This window comes from Bradyrhizobium sp. Kon58 (genome assembly GCF_055807455.1).
Map to the genome: position 1 here is coordinate 146175 of NZ_JBVVOT010000007.1, position 17303 is coordinate 163477.

At 63.4% G+C, this 17303-nt stretch carries 16 protein-coding genes; 5 read left to right on the plus strand and 11 right to left on the minus strand.

Annotation, left to right across the window (positions count from 1 at the left end; translation table 11 throughout):
- Nucleotides 1-175 precede the first annotated feature (175 nt).
- Nucleotides 176-1435, plus strand: a complete 1260-nt coding sequence (locus AC0L20_RS15100) for a hypothetical protein (protein ID WP_473289270.1) — start codon at nucleotides 176-178, stop codon at nucleotides 1433-1435.
- A gap of 39 nt (nucleotides 1436-1474) precedes the next feature.
- Here AC0L20_RS15100 and AC0L20_RS15105 read toward each other — a convergent pair whose 3' ends face one another.
- Together AC0L20_RS15105 and AC0L20_RS15110 are read right to left on the minus strand one after the other, a co-directional pair.
- Nucleotides 1475-2113, minus strand: coding sequence for an HD domain-containing protein (locus AC0L20_RS15105; protein WP_473289272.1), 639 nt, complete (start codon nucleotides 2111-2113; stop codon nucleotides 1475-1477).
- A 90-nt stretch (nucleotides 2114-2203) separates the two neighbouring features.
- Complete coding sequence (locus AC0L20_RS15110; RefSeq protein ID WP_473289274.1) at nucleotides 2204-2668, minus strand: carboxymuconolactone decarboxylase family protein; 465 nt, start codon at nucleotides 2666-2668, stop codon at nucleotides 2204-2206.
- Between the two features lie 125 nt (nucleotides 2669-2793).
- Between AC0L20_RS15110 and pdxR the strand changes: the two genes are divergently transcribed.
- Nucleotides 2794-4200 (plus strand): MocR-like pyridoxine biosynthesis transcription factor PdxR, encoded by a 1407-nt coding sequence (pdxR, locus tag AC0L20_RS15115; protein WP_473289538.1) that lies wholly within the window; start codon nucleotides 2794-2796, stop codon nucleotides 4198-4200.
- Between the two features lie 26 nt (nucleotides 4201-4226).
- Here pdxR and AC0L20_RS15120 read toward each other — a convergent pair whose 3' ends face one another.
- Nucleotides 4227-5000, minus strand: a complete 774-nt coding sequence (locus AC0L20_RS15120; RefSeq protein WP_473289276.1) for a helix-turn-helix transcriptional regulator — start codon at nucleotides 4998-5000, stop codon at nucleotides 4227-4229.
- A gap of 108 nt (nucleotides 5001-5108) precedes the next feature.
- On the opposite strand from AC0L20_RS15120, the gene AC0L20_RS15125 reads away from it, so the two are divergent.
- The gene (locus AC0L20_RS15125) at nucleotides 5109-6188 is read left to right on the plus strand and encodes a zinc-binding dehydrogenase (protein WP_473289278.1); all 1080 of its coding nucleotides are present in this window, start codon (nucleotides 5109-5111) and stop codon (nucleotides 6186-6188) included.
- An 85-nt stretch (nucleotides 6189-6273) separates the two neighbouring features.
- Here the strand turns inward: AC0L20_RS15125 and AC0L20_RS15130 are convergent, their stop codons facing one another.
- The 8 genes from AC0L20_RS15130 to AC0L20_RS15165 form a co-directional block, all read right to left on the minus strand.
- Nucleotides 6274-6975, minus strand: a complete 702-nt coding sequence (locus AC0L20_RS15130; protein ID WP_007603608.1) for an ABC transporter ATP-binding protein — start codon at nucleotides 6973-6975, stop codon at nucleotides 6274-6276.
- 7 nt (nucleotides 6976-6982) lie between these two features.
- Nucleotides 6983-8263, minus strand: coding sequence for a lipoprotein-releasing ABC transporter permease subunit (locus AC0L20_RS15135; protein ID WP_473289280.1), 1281 nt, complete (start codon nucleotides 8261-8263; stop codon nucleotides 6983-6985).
- A 90-nt stretch (nucleotides 8264-8353) separates the two neighbouring features.
- Nucleotides 8354-9673: a proline--tRNA ligase gene (proS, locus tag AC0L20_RS15140; RefSeq protein ID WP_473289282.1), complete on the minus strand. Its 1320-nt coding sequence runs from the start codon at nucleotides 9671-9673 to the stop codon at nucleotides 8354-8356.
- 152 nt (nucleotides 9674-9825) lie between these two features.
- The gene (locus AC0L20_RS15145) at nucleotides 9826-11385 is read right to left on the minus strand and encodes a copper resistance CopC/CopD family protein (protein ID WP_473289284.1); all 1560 of its coding nucleotides are present in this window, start codon (nucleotides 11383-11385) and stop codon (nucleotides 9826-9828) included.
- On the minus strand, nucleotides 11385-11900 hold the full coding sequence (locus tag AC0L20_RS15150) for a YcnI family copper-binding membrane protein (RefSeq protein ID WP_473289540.1): 516 nt from the start codon (nucleotides 11898-11900) through the stop codon (nucleotides 11385-11387). The genes AC0L20_RS15145 and AC0L20_RS15150 overlap by 1 nt, the downstream gene beginning before the upstream one ends.
- Before the next feature lie 26 nt (nucleotides 11901-11926).
- The gene (locus AC0L20_RS15155) at nucleotides 11927-12445 is read right to left on the minus strand and encodes a copper chaperone PCu(A)C (RefSeq protein ID WP_473289286.1); all 519 of its coding nucleotides are present in this window, start codon (nucleotides 12443-12445) and stop codon (nucleotides 11927-11929) included.
- Nucleotides 12446-12586: 141 nt separating this feature from the next.
- Nucleotides 12587-14794: a TonB-dependent receptor family protein gene (locus tag AC0L20_RS15160; RefSeq protein WP_473289289.1), complete on the minus strand. Its 2208-nt coding sequence runs from the start codon at nucleotides 14792-14794 to the stop codon at nucleotides 12587-12589.
- 84 nt (nucleotides 14795-14878) lie between these two features.
- Nucleotides 14879-15253: a DUF2946 family protein gene (locus tag AC0L20_RS15165; protein ID WP_473289291.1), complete on the minus strand. Its 375-nt coding sequence runs from the start codon at nucleotides 15251-15253 to the stop codon at nucleotides 14879-14881.
- A gap of 478 nt (nucleotides 15254-15731) precedes the next feature.
- Here AC0L20_RS15165 and AC0L20_RS15170 point away from each other — a divergent pair, with 478 nt between their 5' ends.
- Nucleotides 15732-16136: a globin gene (locus AC0L20_RS15170; RefSeq protein WP_473289293.1), complete on the plus strand. Its 405-nt coding sequence runs from the start codon at nucleotides 15732-15734 to the stop codon at nucleotides 16134-16136.
- A gap of 142 nt (nucleotides 16137-16278) precedes the next feature.
- The gene (locus tag AC0L20_RS15175) at nucleotides 16279-17301 is read left to right on the plus strand and encodes a sugar ABC transporter substrate-binding protein (RefSeq protein WP_199198585.1); all 1023 of its coding nucleotides are present in this window, start codon (nucleotides 16279-16281) and stop codon (nucleotides 17299-17301) included.
- The last annotated feature ends 2 nt before the right edge of the window (nucleotides 17302-17303 follow it).

Here is a 17303-nt window from a genome sequence, read left to right on the forward strand (position 1 = left end):
CCGCCATCACCGCCCCCTGGGAGATGCCGTTCTGCCTGCTCCCCCGTGGCCGCCAGATTACCAATCCAGACGTGGCGGACGGACCCGCGCGGATGCGCCACCGCAAGTTGTGGCAGCGCGGATCGTCGTGTAGCATCGATCTCTGCTTTTCACCGCGCGTGGTCCCGATCGTTTCATGCTCGCCCGTCGTCTGCTTGTCCTGGCCTTGCTGTTGCTTCCCGGCGCATTGCATGCCGAAGGGACGCCGGCCGAGAAGACTGGATTTGCGTCCAGGCTGACGATCTATCTTGCCAAGGGACCACCCGACGCATGCGGACCGGGCTGCGACCGCTGGATCGCCATCGAGGGCGATATCGACCAGGACGCTGCGCCGCGCATTCGCCGCTTCCTCACCGGCGTCAAGGACACGCAGCGTCCGATCTACCTCTATTCACCGGGCGGAAACGTGGAGCAGTCCTATGTCATCGGGCGGTTGTTGCGCAGCCGCAAGGCGATCGCCCGGGTTGGCCGGAGCATCGCGACGGCGTGCGCCGCGGGCACGCAGGTGGACGCCGCGTGCCTGAAGATCAAGAACGCGGGCGGTGAGGTGGAAGCTGAACTCACCACCTACCATGCGATGTGCAACTCTGCCTGCGGTTACCTGTTGCTCGGGGCGACGTCGCGTGAGGTTGCCCCCGACGCCGCGCTGGCGGTCCATAATTCCAGGCTGGTCCTTGCCTTTCACGGGCATCCGCCCCCGGCGGCCGTCGCGGAATACAGACAGCGGCGGATGGCGAGGGCCGATCGCGATCGCGCTGCATTCATCGCGGCGATGGGGATCAGCCACGAGCTTGATGATCTGATCCGGACGGTGAAGTTCGAAAACCTGCACATGCTGACGCGCGCCGAGCTTTATCGTTTCGGCATCGACACGCGTTCGCTTGCCGAAACGGCGTGGAAGCTGGAAAAGGAAGCGCGCCCCTTCGTCCGCAAGTTCGCGATGCTGAAGAAGGAGAACGGCGCGTCGTTCCGGCCCATGGAATGGCGTCTGTCCTGCGAAAGCGGAAAGCGCGTGCCGCTGACATTCGCGGGCGAGATCGACGAGACGGCCGTCGGCAAGAGCACCATCCTGGTGACGGCCGACGCCGCTCCGGAGAAGAGGGCCGAAGGGTCTGCATTGCGGGCCGGAAAATATGAAGTCTGGCGCGGCAGCATCGATCCCGACATGGTCAAGGCGATACTGGCGTCCCGCTCCCTGCATGTCCGCGAGACCACGCTGATATCCGACGACAAGGCGGACATCACAAAATTCGACATCGACTTGAGCGGCCTGACGTCAGTGTGGCCGCAGCTTGCGGCGTCATGCGCGGCGGCGACGCCGGCTCCGAAAAGCCCTTGGCCGGCCCTTCCGCGGCCGAACCCCGGCGTAACGCTCCCGACCACCCCGTCGCCGTAAGTTCAACGAGGCAAGACTCGAACACCGCGCCGAAGGGGCTCAGCTCTGCCAGGGCGTGTTGCGAATGCGCGTGCACGCGTTCGGCTTGTGAAACGTGGGATCGTGATCTTCAATGTAATCGAAATTGACCGTGCCGAATGTGGTCTGCGGCTTCTTCATGGCCGAGCAGGTTTGTATCTGAAGGAACTCGTTCTTGAAATCACCGCGCGGAAATGCGGTGGTCACCTGGTCGCGCTGCTCTGGCGTGTATTCATCATAGCCAATCCCCACGACGTCGACCAAAACACCCGCATTCGTGAGAGCGATTTCCGGCCGCATGTATTGTGGAATTCCAGGTGTCGTATGTAACGCGATCGCCTCCCAAACCAGATCGGCTTTTGGCTCGTCAATGCCGTGCCCCCTCAGAAATTCGCGGGCGGCATCGGCGCCATCAACTTCAAACCGCTTGGCCTGCGTGTGGTAATGGTCGACGAGTCCGAGATCGTGGAACAGCGCCGCGATGTAGAGCAGCTCGGAATCGAATTTTAGATTTTGCCGATGTCCCTTGATCGCGCCGAATACAAAGACGCGGACCGAGTGGTTGAACAACATGTCGTTTTCGTACTGGCGCACCAGCTCGGCAGCCTCCCGTGCAATCTTGCTGTCGGGAATCTTCACGCCGGAAATTGCGATGGTCATATCAAGCTCCTGCCTTGCATCGCTGAGATCTCAGGACATGCCGTCGCAGTCGAAGGCATGTGTCCACCCTCTTGCCGTCCGGCACCGCGGTCAGGCTGCCATCTCCTCCTTCGCGGCCTGCGGCGTATTTCGGAAGCTGATTGCCATGCGATTGTAGGCGTTCATCAGGCCGATCGCGATGGTGAGATCGACGAGCTCGCGCTCCTCGAAGACGGCGCGGGCAGCCTCGTAAGCTTGATCAGGGATGCCGGTTTCGGCCACGCGGGTCACCGTTTCGGCCCATGCGAGGGCGGCACGCTCCCGCTCGTCGAACAGATGCCCGCCTTCCGCCCAGGCCTGCACCAGCGCGATCTTTTCGATCTTCTGTCCGCTCTTCAGCAGATCGCGCGTGTGCATGTCGAGGCAGTAGGCGCAATTGTTGATCTGCGAAATGCGCAGATAGACCAGAGTGACGAGCGTTGCAGGAAGATTGCTCTGCATGACATAGCCGTAAAGGCCGCCGAGCGCTTTCATGCCTGCGGGTGCGATGCGGTCGTAATCGAGACGCTTAGCCATTTTCATACTCCATGATCGGTTCTGTTCGGCGGCTGGCGCCGGATACTTTCCTTGTCCGATAAATGTCTCTGCGCTGGTCTACAAAAAAGCACCAAGAATGGACAAAAATCGTGTACCACGGAGGCATGGTCAAACCGCTGCGGCTGGAGCTCGATCGATCTGCGAAGACGCCATTGGCGGAACAAATCCGCAGAGGTATCGGAGCTGCCATCGAGAGCGGCGTGCTCGCGCCGGGAGCTCGTCTGCCGTCCTGGCAGGATTTGGCGGCTCAGCTGGGTGTCGCGCGCGGCACCGTGCGTTCGGCTTACGAAAAACTCTCATCCGCGCAACTGATCGTCGCGTCGCGCGCGACCGGAACGCACGTCGCGGATCGACCCGCCTTTCCCCCTCGGCAGGAAGCAGCTCCCCACCCCGGCTCGTTCATGGAGATGTACCAGGAGCTCACTGCGGGACCGGCCGTTTTCCAGATGGGTGTGCCCGCTCACGAGACCTTTCCTGCCAAGCTGTTCGCGAGGATGCGCACACGGGCGGTGCGCGCGGAAACCAGCGCACCGGCCATCTATCGGGATCCGCGCGGCGAGCTGGAATTGAGGCGCGACATTGCGGCCTATCTCGCGCTGGCGCGGGGGATCGAATGTGCACCGTCGCAGATCATTATCACCGGCGGCTTCAGCAGCGGGCTCGGACTGGCACTGCGGGTTCTCGGCCTCGAGCAGAAGAAGGTCTGGATGGAGGACCCGGGCTTCCCCTTCACGAGGCACGGCCTTGAGCTTGCAAGGTTGTCGATCACGCCGATCCCGGTCGACGCGAACGGCATTGACGTGGGTTACGGCCTGAAACACGCTCCTGATGCTGCACTGGTCGTCGTGACCCCGGGACAGCAGGCACCGCTTGGCTCCACCTTGTCGCTGGCACGACGTTCGCGTCTTCTCGACTGGGCAGCCCAGGAACGGGTGTGGGTGATCGAGGACGACTATCTGAGCGAGCTTCAGCTGAGGGGGCGGGCCACACCGGCGCTCGCCTCTCTCGATCGTTTCGGGCGCGTTATTCACATCGGGTCTTTCAGCAAGACCCTGACCCCTGCCTTGCGGCTGGGCTTCGTCGTTGCACCCGCCTCGCTGGCTTCCCGTTTTGCCGAGGTTGCGGCATGCCTCGCTCCGGCGCCCGGGGCTTCCGTACAGATCGCAACCGCCGAATTCATCCGCGACGGCCACTATCTACGGCATCTTCGACGCACGAAGCGGGCCTATGCCGCGCAAGGCGATGCGCTGCTGAAATGCCTCAAGGCGCGCGCCAAGGACGTTGCGATCGCCGGATTGGCCGCGGTCCTGAGACTGCCGGACGGAACCTCCGACGTCGCGATCGCGCGGGAAGCGGCATCGTTTGGATTGGCGCCCACGCCCCTGTCGCTATGGCATGCATCTGCGGCCTCGGCGCGATCCGGCCTGTTGCTGGGCGTCGCCACATCTCCCCACAAGAGGATCGAGGCATCCTGCGACCGGCTGCTTCAGATCATCGACCGTCATACGTGACGAGCTTGGGCCTTATGCTTCCGCAACTAAACCGGCGTGTAGATCACGAGCTTCAGCGCCGGATCGTCATTGGCCTGAAAGCTGGTGTGCTCGAACCGGAGCACGCCCTTGGTCGGATGGTTCATGGTCTTGAGGCCCGCGGCGGTGCTGCGGATCTCGTGCGCTTCCCACCATTTGACGAATTCCGGACTGCCCTGGCGCAGCCGCGTCAGCAATTCCGTAAAGGCAGGATCGCCGGCCCAGACGTCGTGAGTGGCGCGAAACATCGCAACCATGCTCTTCGCGACATCCGCCCAGCCGGCACCGTAGAACTTTCGCGTCTGCTTGTTCGTCAGCACCAGCAGCAGCGTGTTGCGGTCCTGTTCGGGCAATTGTCCGAACCCGAAGATCTCCTCGGCCGCCGCGTTCCAGGCCAGCACGTCCCAGCGCCGCCCCGTGATGTAGGCCGGCTGCTTCAGGCTTTCGATCATCCGCCGAATTGGCGGCGGCACGATCTCGCGCGTGAACGCGCGCCTGTCGCCGTCGCGGGCCAGTGCCTTGAGATGGGCGTGCTCGGTCTTGGTCAAGCGTAGCGCACGCGCCAGCGCGTCGATGGTGGTGACCGAGGGGCTGACGGTGCGGCCCTGCTCGAGGCGGATGTACCAATCGACGCCGATGCCGGCGAGCTGCGCCACCTCTTCGCGGCGCAGGCCCGCGGTGCGGCGCCGCCGGCCGGCAGGAAGCCCGACCGTCTTCGGCGACAGCTTTTCGCGGCGGGACCTGAGAAAGTCGCCGAATTCGACGCGGCGTGGATCGGCCATGGTGACGTGCCTCGATGGAGGGCCTAGGGAATACTAGGATAATACCAGGCCTTCCTGGCCCTGGGAAGGCGGTGCATATGGACATCACCCGAACATGAGGTGACCACCATGAAAGCCGCCGTACTCAAATCCCTGGGATCTCCGCTCGTGATCGAGAATGCACCCGAACCAGTGCTCGGCACGGGCGAGGTCATCGTGGACGTCATCGCAACGCGGGTGCTGTCCTACATGAACGAGGTCTTCAGCGGGGTGCGCAACTATGCGCTCGAGCTGCCGATCATCCCCGGGCCTGGCGGCATCGGCCGGGTCCGCGCCATCGGCCCGGACGCGACGAAGCTCAGCGTTGGCGATTGGGTGTTCTGCGATCCGACGGTGCGCTCGCGCGACGACGCCGCAGCGCCCGACATTGCCCTGCAAGGACTCACTGCTCCCGGTGCCGGCGCCATGCGCCTGCAGCAGCATTTTCGCCACGGCTCGTTTGCCGAGCAGATGCGAGTGCCGACGGAGAACGTAAAGCCCCTAGGCCAAATCACGTCCGACGAAGCCACGGGATGGTGCGCGCTGGGGACGCTGCTGGTGCCCTATGGCGGTTTCCTCGCCGCCAACCTTCAGCCCGGCGAGACCGTGCTGGTGAGCGGGGCCACCGGCAATTTCGGCAGCGCAGCCGTCTCGGTCGCGCTCGCGATGGGCGCGGCCTGCGTGGTCGCGCCCGGCCGCAACGACAAGATCCTGGCCGACCTCGTCCGCCGCTTCGGCGACCGCGTCAAGCCGGTCAGGCTCTCCGGCAACGAGGACGACGACCGCGAGAGCATGAAGCGCGCGGCGCGAGGGCCCATCGACTGCGTGCTCGACATCATGCCGCCCTCGGTGAGCACGAATGTGGTGCGCGCGGCGATCATGACGGTGCGTCCTTACGGCCGTGTCGTGCTGATGGGCGGCGTCGGCATGGCCGGCGGCGCGGGGCTCGAACTGCCCTACCCCTGGATCATGCGCAACTGCATCAGCATCCGCGGCGTCTGGATGTACCCGCCGGATGCGGCAGGCCGCCTGATCGCGCTGGTGCGCGCGGGACTGCTCAGGCTGGAGGAGTACGAGGCCACCGCCTTCGACCTCGACCATGCCAACGAGGCCGTGGAACATGCGGCCGCCAATGGCGGGCCGTTCAAATTGACGGTGATCCGGCCTTGAGCGCCCCGGGCGTGCTGTCGACCATTTTTTTCGTCAGTCCGGCCAAGCACTTGGCTACTGTGCATGGGGTTGTTTTCGAGGGTTTTTACTCGAGCTCGACCACCTGGCCGTTCGACAACGACACGCGGCGGTCCATGCGACCGGCGAGCTCCATGTTGTGGGTCGCGATCAGCATGGAGACCTTGGTCGCCTTGACGAGCTGCATCAGGGCCTGAAAGACGTGGTCCGCGGTGTGCGGATCGAGATTGCCGGTCGGCTCGTCCGCAAACAGCACCCGCGGCGCATTGGCCACCGCGCGCGCGATCGCAACGCGCTGCTGCTCGCCGCCCGACAGCTCGGACGGACGGTGCGTGATGCGCTCGCCGAGGCCGAGATAGCCAAGGATCTCCTTCGCGCGCTTGACGCTCTCGGATTTCTTGAGGCCGCGGATCATCTGCGGCATCATCACGTTCTCCAGCGCCGAGAACTCCGGCAGCAGCCGGTGCGACTGGTAGACGAAGCCGATGTCGGTGCGGCGAAGCTGGGTGCGCTCGATGTCGGGCAGTTGCGAGGTCGGCGCGCCGTTAACGTAGACCTCGCCGGAATCGGGCGCTTCCAACAGCCCCGCAATGTGCAGCAGCGTCGACTTGCCCGAGCCGGACGGCGCCACCAGCGCGACGGACTGGCCCGCCCACAGCGCGAGCTTGGCGCCGTCGAGGATCGTCAGCGGCACCTCGCCCTGCAAGTACTGGCGCTTTATCTCGTGGAGATAAATGACCGGTACATCTTCCGCCCCCTGGCTCTCCATCAGCCCCTCACTCGTACCGCAGCGCTTCGACGGGATCGAGGCGCGCAGCGCGCCAGGACGGATACAGCGTCGCCAGGAACGACAGCGTCAGCGCCATGATGACGACGGCCGAGGTCTCGCCGATGTCGATCTCGGCGGGCAGCTTCGACAGGAAATAGAGTTCTGGCGAAAACAGTTCGGTGCTGGTCAGCCAGGACAGGAATTGCCGGATCGACTCGATGTTGAGGCAGATCACCAGCCCGACGATGAAGCCGACCATCGTACCGACCACGCCGATCGAAGCGCCCGTGATCAGGAAGATGCGCATGATCGAGCCTTGCGAGGCTCCCATCGTGCGCAGGATCGCGATGTCGCTGCCCTTGTCCTTCACCAGCATGATCAGGCCGGACACGATGTTGAGCGCCGCGACCAGCACGATCATTGTGAGGATCAGGAACATCACGTTGCGCTCGACCTGGAGCGCGTTGAAGAAGGTCGAGTTGCGCTGGCGCCAATCGACCAGGAACACCGGCCGCCCCGCCGCCTCCGTCACGGCCTGGCGGAACGCGACGATCTGATCCGGATTGGTGGTGAAGACCTCGATCGAGGTGACGTCGTTGCTGCGGTTGAAATAGGCCTGCGCCTCCGCGAGCGGCATGAACACGAAGCCGAGATCATACTCCGACATGCCGATCTCGAACACCGCGGCGATCTTGTACGGCTTGATGCGCGGTGTCGTGCCCATCGGGGTGACCGCGCCCTTCGGCGCCACCAGCGTGATGCTGTCGCCGGCGTGCAGCGACAGCTGGTCAGCGAGGCGCCGGCCGATCGCGACCCCCTGCCCGTCGTCAAAGCCCTCGAGCGAGCCCTGCTTGATGTTCTTGGCGATCGAGGTGAGGTTGTTGAGGTCGTCGGAGCGGATGCCGCGCACCAGCACGCCGGAGGCGTTCCAGGGCGATGACGCCAGCGCCTGGCCATCCACCACGGGCGCTGCGAGCCGGATGCCCTGGACCTGGCTGAGGCGGTCAGCGACGTCCTTCCAGTCGGTCAGCGGCGATTCCAGCGGCTGGACCAGGATGTGGCCGTTGAGCCCGAGGATCTTGTCGAGCAGCTCCTTGCGGAAGCCGTTCATGACGGCCATGACGATAATCAGCGTCGCCACGCCCAGCATGATACCGAGGAAGGAGAACCCGGCGATGACCGAGATGAATCCCTCCTTGCGGCGCGCCCGCAAGTAACGCGCCGACAGCATCCACTCGAATGGCGCAAAAGGCGCGGTTTGAACAGTTTCGCTCATGGTCTCATCCATCGCTCGATAGTCCCATGATTCGGGGTCAAATGTGGCCGGATTGGCGGCCGCGATCTCGGGCGATGAACAATATTCAGCCGACCAGCCTTATCAGCCCACAAGTCTTGCGACCGCGTCCGCAGGCGACATGGTCTCGCGGGCGCCGTCACTTCGCCGCTTGAGCTCGACCTTGCCGTCGGCGAGCCCTTTCGGCCCGATCATGATCTGCCAGGGGATGCCGATCAGGTCGGCGGCGGCGAATTTGGCTCCGGCGCGCTGGTCGGTGTCGTCGTAGAGCACGTCGACGCCCTTGGCGGACAGCTCCGCGTAGAGCTTCTCGCAGGCCGCATCGACCGCGGCATCGCCCTGCTTGAGGTTGAGAATCGACACCCGGAACGGGGCAACGGCCTCCGGCCATTTGATGCCGGCATCGTCATGGCAGGCCTCGATGATGGCGCCGAGCAGGCGGGAGACGCCGACGCCGTAGGAGCCGCCATGGATCGGCACGTCGACACCATCGGGGCCCGCCACCAGCGCCTTCATCGCGTCGGAATACTTCGTGCCGAAATAGAAGATCTGCCCGACCTCGATACCGCGGGTGTTCACCCGCTTGTCCGCGGGCACTTCCTGCTCGAAGCGCCCGGCGTCGTGAACGTCTTCCGTCGCCGCATAGACCGAGGTCCATTGCTTGATGATCGGCGTCAAATCGCTCTCATAATCGACGTCCTCGCCCGGCACCGGCAGGTCCAGCACGTCGCGATTGATGAACACGCCGGATTCGCCGGTCTCGGCGAGCACGATGAACTCGTGGCTGAGGTCGCCGCCGATCGGGCCGGTCTCGGCGCGCATCGGGATCGCCTTCAGCCCCATCCGCGCGAAGGTGCGCAAATACGCAACGAACATCTTGTTGTAGGCGACGCGCGCCGCGGCCTCGTTGAGGTCGAACGAATAGGCGTCCTTCATCAGGAACTCGCGGCCGCGCATCACGCCGAAGCGCGGGCGCTGCTCGTCGCGGAATTTCCATTGAATATGATAGAGATTGAGCGGCAGGCTCTTGTAGGACTTCACATAGGCGCGGAAGATCTCGGTGATCATTTCCTCGTTGGTCGGCCCGTACAGCAGCTCGCGCTTGTGCCGGTCGGCGATGCGCAGCATCTCGGGGCCATAGGCATCGTAGCGGCCGCTCTCGCGCCAGAGGTCGGCAAGCTGCAGCGTCGGCATCAACAGTTCCAGCGCGCCGGAGCGGTCCTGCTCCTCGCGCACGATCTGCTCGATCTTCTTCAAGACGCGGAAGCCGAGCGGCAGCCAGGCATAGATACCGGCGGCCTCCTGCCGGATCATGCCGGCGCGCAGCATCAGCCGATGCGAGACGATCTCCGCCTCTTTCGGATTTTCCTTCAGGATGGGCAGAAAGAACCGCGACAACCGCATGGCAATACTCGAGGAATCAGTGATGGCTTGCAGTGAAACCGGATTGGGAGCCAAAACACAAGACCGGGAATGAGGAAAACCCGCTAACACAGCGGAATTCCTGTCATTTTCCGTCGACTTCACCTTCGACGCGAGGTGCCGAAGAGCCGGGTTCAGGGCGCCGCCACCTCGAACTCGTCCTCCAGCGTGATCTTCTCGAAATCGGTCACCAGCGCGTCGATCCGCACATGCCAGCGGCCGGCAAAGGGCAGCTCGACCTTGCGCACGTGCCAGTAGCGGTCCGGCCCGCGCGAGGCGTTCCGCTCCATCGGCTCGATGCCGCGTTCGGGCAGGCTTAGCGTCAGCGTCACCTCCTTGGCCTCGAGCACCGCCCCCTCGCCGGTCATGAGCTGCAGGACGAAATCGTCGATACCCGCCTTGCCCGGCGAGACCAGGACCTGAAACATCGCCCTGTCGGTGTGGATGTGGATCGCCAGCGGCGTCTCCGGAATGATCGTCCGCGGCGGCGGCGTGAAGCGCCAACCGGCCACGACGGCGAAGATGCCTAGCGCGATGGCGCATTCGAGTACGATCGAGCGCCTCAGTGCCGGCGCGGCCTTGTGATCCCCGGCCGGCGCTGGGGTCAGGCGGAAGCGGTTGAGCGCGGCAAGCGCCAGCAGCACGAGGACCAGCACGAGTTTGATCGAGAGGATAAGCCCGTAGCGTGTCTCGACCAATGCGGACGGCTTTTCAAGCTGGACGATGGCGAGCGCGAGGCCCGTCAATGCGAGAACGCCAACGGCAGACGCGGCGATGCGAGAAAAGCGGTTCACGACGGGCAATGTCGCGGCAGGTCGCTTTGACAACAGGGCGACCAGCGGCGCAAGGGCCCCAATCCAGAAGGCGACACCGAGACCGTGGAGAAAGATTGCCGGCCGGGTCAACAGTTCGGGCGGTGCCGTAGCAGCGTGCCCGGTCATGGCCAGCGACAAGCCGACGCCGACGAAGGCAATGATCGCCAGAGCGCGCGCGCACCACGCGCTGCCTAGCGCCAGCAATGCGAACAGCATTGCAGCGACGGCCACGAGCAAGGCCGGGCCCGCGCTGGTCCCGGATGCGACTTTCCAGGGAGCCATCGTCGCGAGAGCGGATAGCGGTAGGCCGAGGAGATCAAGCCCCAACACACCAAGGGACACCACCGCGCTCGGGACGCCGATGGCGAGCGCCACGCACGGAATGGTTATGCCGGTCATCGACCACGCAACCCAGCGTACAAAGAACACGCCGCCGACGCCGACGAACAGGCCAAGATAGAGACCGACCCGCACCAGCCAGATCAGCACGTTCAATCCGGCATCGGCGGTTGCGGGAGGTTGCGTCCCCGTCGGCATGCCGATCGAGAAGATCACCGATCCCGCGACGGGATGGCCATCCTGCGAGATCACGCGGTAGCTGACGACCGCCGTGCCCTGCGGCATGTCCGCCGGCATCGCAACCGAGATGGTCTCGCCCGATGCGTTGACGCGCAAATCCCGCGCCCTGCCCGCGCCGTCGATCAATTGGATCGCGCCCGGCGTCACCGTCTCGTTGAAGCGCAACTCCACCGTCTTCGGCGCGCTCGCGAGCATGCTGCCGCGCGCCGGCTCGACCGCGACCAGCGCCGCGTGCGCCGAGGCGCCGGTCGCGAAGCCGACAAAGAGGAGCAGCGTCGCGAGCGCGGCGAGCAGGCGCATCAGGGTTTCGGCAGGAGTTTCAGGCCAGGCGCCGGTGACTTGTCCTCGTGCGAATGCCCGGTTCCATCCGCGGGAATCTCGATCCAGCGGCTGACGCCCATCTCGCATTCCTGGACGACGGGGAAATACAGCGTCGTATTCGGCTTCAGGCTCGTGGTGAGGAAGCTGCTGATGACGAACTCATCGTAATTGTGGTCCGGCAGCTTGCCGCCGGACCAGGCCACCTCCTTGACGCCGGAGGAAAGCTTGTTGCCGTGGTAGTCGTACTCATTGGCGTATTTGCCCTCGACGATATCCACGGTCCAACCCGCCTTCGGCATCGGCTTCACCGCGATCACGCCTTCCGGAATCTGCACCCGGATCTTCACCGTGGGTGAACCCTTGCAGCCGTGCGGCACAGCGAAGACGGCCTTATAGTAGGAGCCGACCGCCGCCTGTTTGGTCTCTAGCGTGATATGCGCCGCCGCGGGCGACGCTGCGAGCGCCCCGATCAGACTCGCAAGGATTCGATGCATTGTCATGGAAGGCTTGATCTGTTTCATCACATCTTCATTCCCGAATGATCCGGCATTTTCTTCATCATGTGTCCGCTATCGCCGGGCGCCTGGGCGCCGACGCCCTGGACGTCGAGGGAGACGGCGACCTTGCCGGCCTTCTCGAACTGAAGTGTCACCGGCACCTTGTCGCCCTGCTTGAAGGGGCCCTTCAGCTCCTGAAGCATGAGGTGGTAGCCGCCGGGGGCGAACTTCACCGTCTTGCCGGGATCGATCACGAGCCCCTTGTCGAGCAGGCGCATCTTCATCACGCCATTGTCCATCGCCATCTCGTGGACCTCAGCCTTCCCCGCGATATCGGCGGAAACGCTGACCAGCTTGTCGGCCACTGTGCCCTTATTCTCGATCGTGAGATAGCCGCCGGCCACCTTGGCGCCGCCTGGTGTCGCCCGGCTCCACGCCTGCGAGATGACGAGATCGCCGGCCTTGACGTCCTCGGCCTGCGCGACGGCACAGGCGGTCAGCAACAGTGAAATTGCGAGGAGAGTTCGTCCGATAGTCTTCATGTTGATTGCCTCTTTCGCGATTGATCGGGCCGAGAATGGCCCTGCCTTCTTCCACGACGACCTTCCGCCACCGTCAGCATCGGCATTCGGAATGCCGGCCTGCCGCGGAGCCGAATATAGACCCAAGCGCCCATTTGCACGTCACCATCGATACCTCATTCCAGCGTACACTGCCCGTCCCGTACCCGGCTCAAACAATGCCGACGTCGCCGTCGCTCGATCGATGATGCTCGCGCTGGCTATGTAGGTCTTGTTGGTGAGATTGCGCCCCTCGATGTAGGCAGACATCGGGCCACCATTGTCGAAGCCGGCTTTCAATCCCAACAGGGCGTAAGGCTCTGTCGTCAGCGTGTTCATGCTGTCGACGAAGTAGGCCTGTGGCACCCATTCGATGTTGGGTCCAACATAGAACCCGAAAGGGTGCTTGTAGAGAAGCTCCGCGCGCAGGTAGTGATTTGGAGCTCCCGGCAATCGATTGTTTCCGAAGGTCGGATCTTTGTCGAAGCGGAAGTCGCTGAAGGAATAAGCGACATTCAGCCAGATCTTGTCCGGAGCCGGGCCGTTGACGAAGATGTCACGAAAGATTGCTGCGCTCGCGCCGGCTTCGATGCCCTGATGGATGGTGCGATCGGCATTGGTCACATTGCAATTGCCGAAAGCACTATAGAGGCATTGCAATTCGTCGCGAATGTTGGCCCGGTAGGCCGTCAGTTCCCAGGCGTAATCAGGTCGCTTCATGCGAGTCCCGATTTCGTACGTGGTCGCAATCTGCGGGCGGATGCTGGTGAACGGGAGCGTCGGAATGCCGGGACCAATCGCGCTTTCGCCAAAGCTCGGCACCTCGGCACTCCGCGAGACATTGGCGAAGGCCTGCCAGCTCGGATCGATTTGCCACAACAGGCCGCCTTTCGGCGACCAGAGATTAAAGCGCGTTGCCCCCGATTGATCCCCGTCGCTGAGGAAACGATCCTGCCGATTGCGGGTCGCGTACAGAAATTGCGTGCCGCCGATAACTGCAAGATTTGGAATGACGTAGAAGCTGTCTTCGACATAGGCGGAGGTATTCTCCGACCGATCGATCGAGGAAGAAAGCAGCGCGCCCTTCTGCCCGCCAATGTTGGCGAACTGCTGGTTGTCGATGCTGCCGTTCAGCACATTTACGCCCGCGACCAACTTGTTGCGGAAGCCGCCAATGGTGCGGTCATCCGTGATCTTCGCAAATCCTCCATAGTCCTTGTAACGGTAGTCCAGCCACTGGAAAATCGGATGCATCAAATGCCGATCGACGCCAAAGGCGCCGAATTCGACTTTGGTGTCATCGAAACGAACGGTGGTCTTGTTGGCGAGCCTGACAGTATCGATGTTGCGCTGCTGATCCATCGCAACATTCGCGGGTGCAGCAGCTTCCGGATCGGTCAAAGCGGACGTCTTGGTCACGGTACCGGGGATTCGCTGCCGCACTTCGTTGGCATTGAGGTAGAACCGGGTCTCGACATCCGGGGAGAACTGATACCCAATATTGCCGCTCAAACGGTTGCTCGAGCCAAAACTGTGATCGCGAAATCCGTCTGCGGCCTGCGTGGAAGCGGTCACGAAACCATCCCACGGCCCGTTGACGCCGCCTGCGTTCGCCTGAAGTCGCTTGTAGCCGAATCCGCCGACGTCGAAGGACACACCATTCGGAAACGAGTCGCGGCCGGTCGGGGTCACGAAGTTGATCGCGCCTCCCAGCGAATTGGCGCCGAACTGAAGCGCGTTGCCGCCCTTGAAGACTTCGACATATTTGTAGGCGCTCGGATCGATCTCCTGGAAATCGCCATAGCCATCCGCAGTGTTGATCGGAATGCCGTCCATATAGAGCTGCACACCGCGCAGATGAAAATTGCGCGACAGGCCGGACCCGCGAATCGAAAGGCGGGTGTCGTCGCCCCATTTAGGCTGGGCGTACACGCCGGGCACGTAATCCAGAACATCCTTGATCGTGTTGGAAGGCGTCGAGTTCCTGTACGCCTCGGCCGAGACGAGCGCCACGCCGCCCGGAGCCTGGTTAATCTCCGCCAGCGCTTGTTGCGCCGTCAGAACCGTCAGGGCACCCGGAGCCCCGGCACTCTGTTCGCTCGCGGTTTGCTGCGGGGATGGGGTCGTCCGCAGGCTTCGCGTGACGCGGGCCGATCGCGCAGAATTGCGTGGCGGTCGGACCGCCGGCGCACGTTTCTGCTGAGGCGCTTCAACGGTGATTGGCGGCAGCACTGCGCTGCTGCCTTGGGCAAAGGCTCCGCTCGACGACGCAAGCAGCGCGGCCTGAATGGCAACGACGCTCACACCACGGCGGGCATGACAACGTAACATGGGGCATTCCTGACGCCGGGCTTTCTCTCCGGCCATTCGACAGCATCAATCGCCTGCGGCGGACCGCGGCGATCACGAGAGTCGTCAGGAAAATTGAGGCGGCGCGCGCGCCTGCGCGTTTGTGCCTTTATGGGCCGCGCCGGCGGATGCCTCCGCCGCGTGCCACACCACGCGCTCCGCGTGGCGGAAGGGAACGGAGAGCGCGGCGTGCGGCGGCGAATCGAGCGACGCGCCCATCTGCGCCAGGCAACAGAGGGCGCACGCACCGGCATGTGCGACCGGCGTACCCGCCGGATCGTTCAGGCCGCCCTGCTCGCTCGCGCTATGGCAGATGACGGCAGCAGAAAGCGGATCGGCCACGGACTGGCCGGCCGCCAGACAGGCGGCAATCGGCGCCAGCACCTGCATCACCAAAGCGAGCAGGACCAGGGGGAGGAATTTTTGCAGCCGTGCGCGCATCCGCCGAACCGTTTGTTCGTCTACTAACTAAACACCGGCGGATGGCCGAGTCGAGCCCGGTTCCGCCGCCTCCTTAATCCAGCGCAAACTTCCCGGAAAACTGTGGTCCGGCCGCGCGCGGGAGGGAACCTCCGGCATTTGAGGCAGTCGAGCACCCGGCCCCATCCACAGATTTCTTATATTTGTCATGTGCTTACAGAGCCGAAAGCCCGATCATTTCGTCAATTGCTCGAATTTTGAACATTCGTTGCCGAAAATGATGACAAGTGAGAAAAGTTGATCTAGCATCCCCTTGCTCAGGCTGGCCGCGAGGTCGAAGTCTGGTGGTCCAAGTCTCGGGAGGAGCCCCTGACGCGCAAAATGCAGCGTCGCCCCGCCAATCAAGATCAAATCTTAGAATCGGGGATAATAGGGTCGACACAATTTTCGAGCGGGGCTAGGGCCCCGCTCTTTTTTTGTCTGCGGGGCTAAAGCACCGATGAATGCTTCTCCCAATCCGATCGAACAGAGCTTTGAACTTGCAGCCTCGCGCTGCACCGATCTCACGCCACATGTCTATCAACGGCTGTTCGAACAGCATCCCGAAACGCGGGCGATGTTCCGCACGCAGGGCTGCGAACTCGTGATGGGATCGATGCTGGCGCTCACGATCGAGGCGATTCTCGACTTCGCCGGTGATCGCCGTGGGCAATTCCGGCTGATCGCGTGCGAGGTCGCCTCGCACGATGGCTACGGCACGCCGCGCGAGCTGTTCACCGCCTTCTTCGCCGTCATCAGGGATACGTTGCGCGATCTGCTGCGCGATGAATGGTCGCCGGACATCGCGCAGGCCTGGGACCGACTGCTCATCGAGATCGACGCGTTCGCCGCCGTTCAGGCCTGACGCTTTGCGCTGCACCAACGCGGGCTCGCGGCAATCCCGCCGTTGATTGCGGATTGAGTGGCACCAACTCTTGTGAGACACTTTCGGTCATCGGTCGCGCAATCAATGACGCGCCGAAGATAAAACTGTATGGGAGCGAGCGATGTCCGGGACGAAAGATTTCTCGACGACGAGGCGCGATCTTCTTCAGGCGGCAGCAACCGCCGGCGCCGCGACTGCCATCCTCGGCAGCATGGGCATTAACCCCGCCCTTGCAGCCGAAGTCGGACGCAGCGAGAAGCCGCTGAAGGCGGCGTTCTCCAACGCAGGACTCCAGGCGACCTGGTGCGCGCAGGGCAAGCAGGCCGCGGAATTCTGGGGCAAGCTGTTCAATGTCGAGGTCACCTGGTTCGACGGCCAGCTCGATGCCGTCAAGCAGCGCGCGGCTATTGACAACATGGCCTCGCAGAAATGGGACTTCGTCGCGATCCAGGCTTTCGGCATCGGCACCCTCACCCAGCCGGTGCAGAAGATGATCGACGCCGGCACGCCGGTGATCGACATGGACACGCTGATCGCGCCGCTGGACCAGATCAACGTCCACTCCTTCCTCGCCCCCGACAACGAGTTCATGGGCGCCTCCGTGACGCAGGCGCTGTGCAACGCCATGGGCGGCAAGGGAAAGATCATCATGACGCAAGGAGCCCTCGGACATACCGGCGCGCAAGGACGCGCGAAGGGCTTCAACAATGTCGTGAAGCAATTCCCCGGGATCGAGGTCCTCGACACCCAGCCGGCCGACTGGGATGTGTCGAAGACTGCACGTCTCTGGGAAACCTACCTGACGAAGTATCCGCAGATCGACGCGGCGTTCTTCCACAATGACGACATGGCGCTCGCCGCTGCCAACATCATGAAGGCGCGGGGCCGCACCAACATCCTGATCGGCGGTGTCGACGCGATGCCGCCGGCGATCCAGGCCGTCAGCGAAGGCCGCATGTTCGCCACCGTTCGCAATCCGTCCTGCCGGATTCATGGCGGCGCCGTCATCGCGGGCGTTTCCGCCGTGGTCGGCGGCGAAAAGAGCGGACAGGGCATCCCCAAGAACGTCGTCACCGACGGACCGGTCGTCACCAAGGCCAACGCCGCCGGCATGCAGTGGATGCAGGATCATTTCCTGATCTGAGT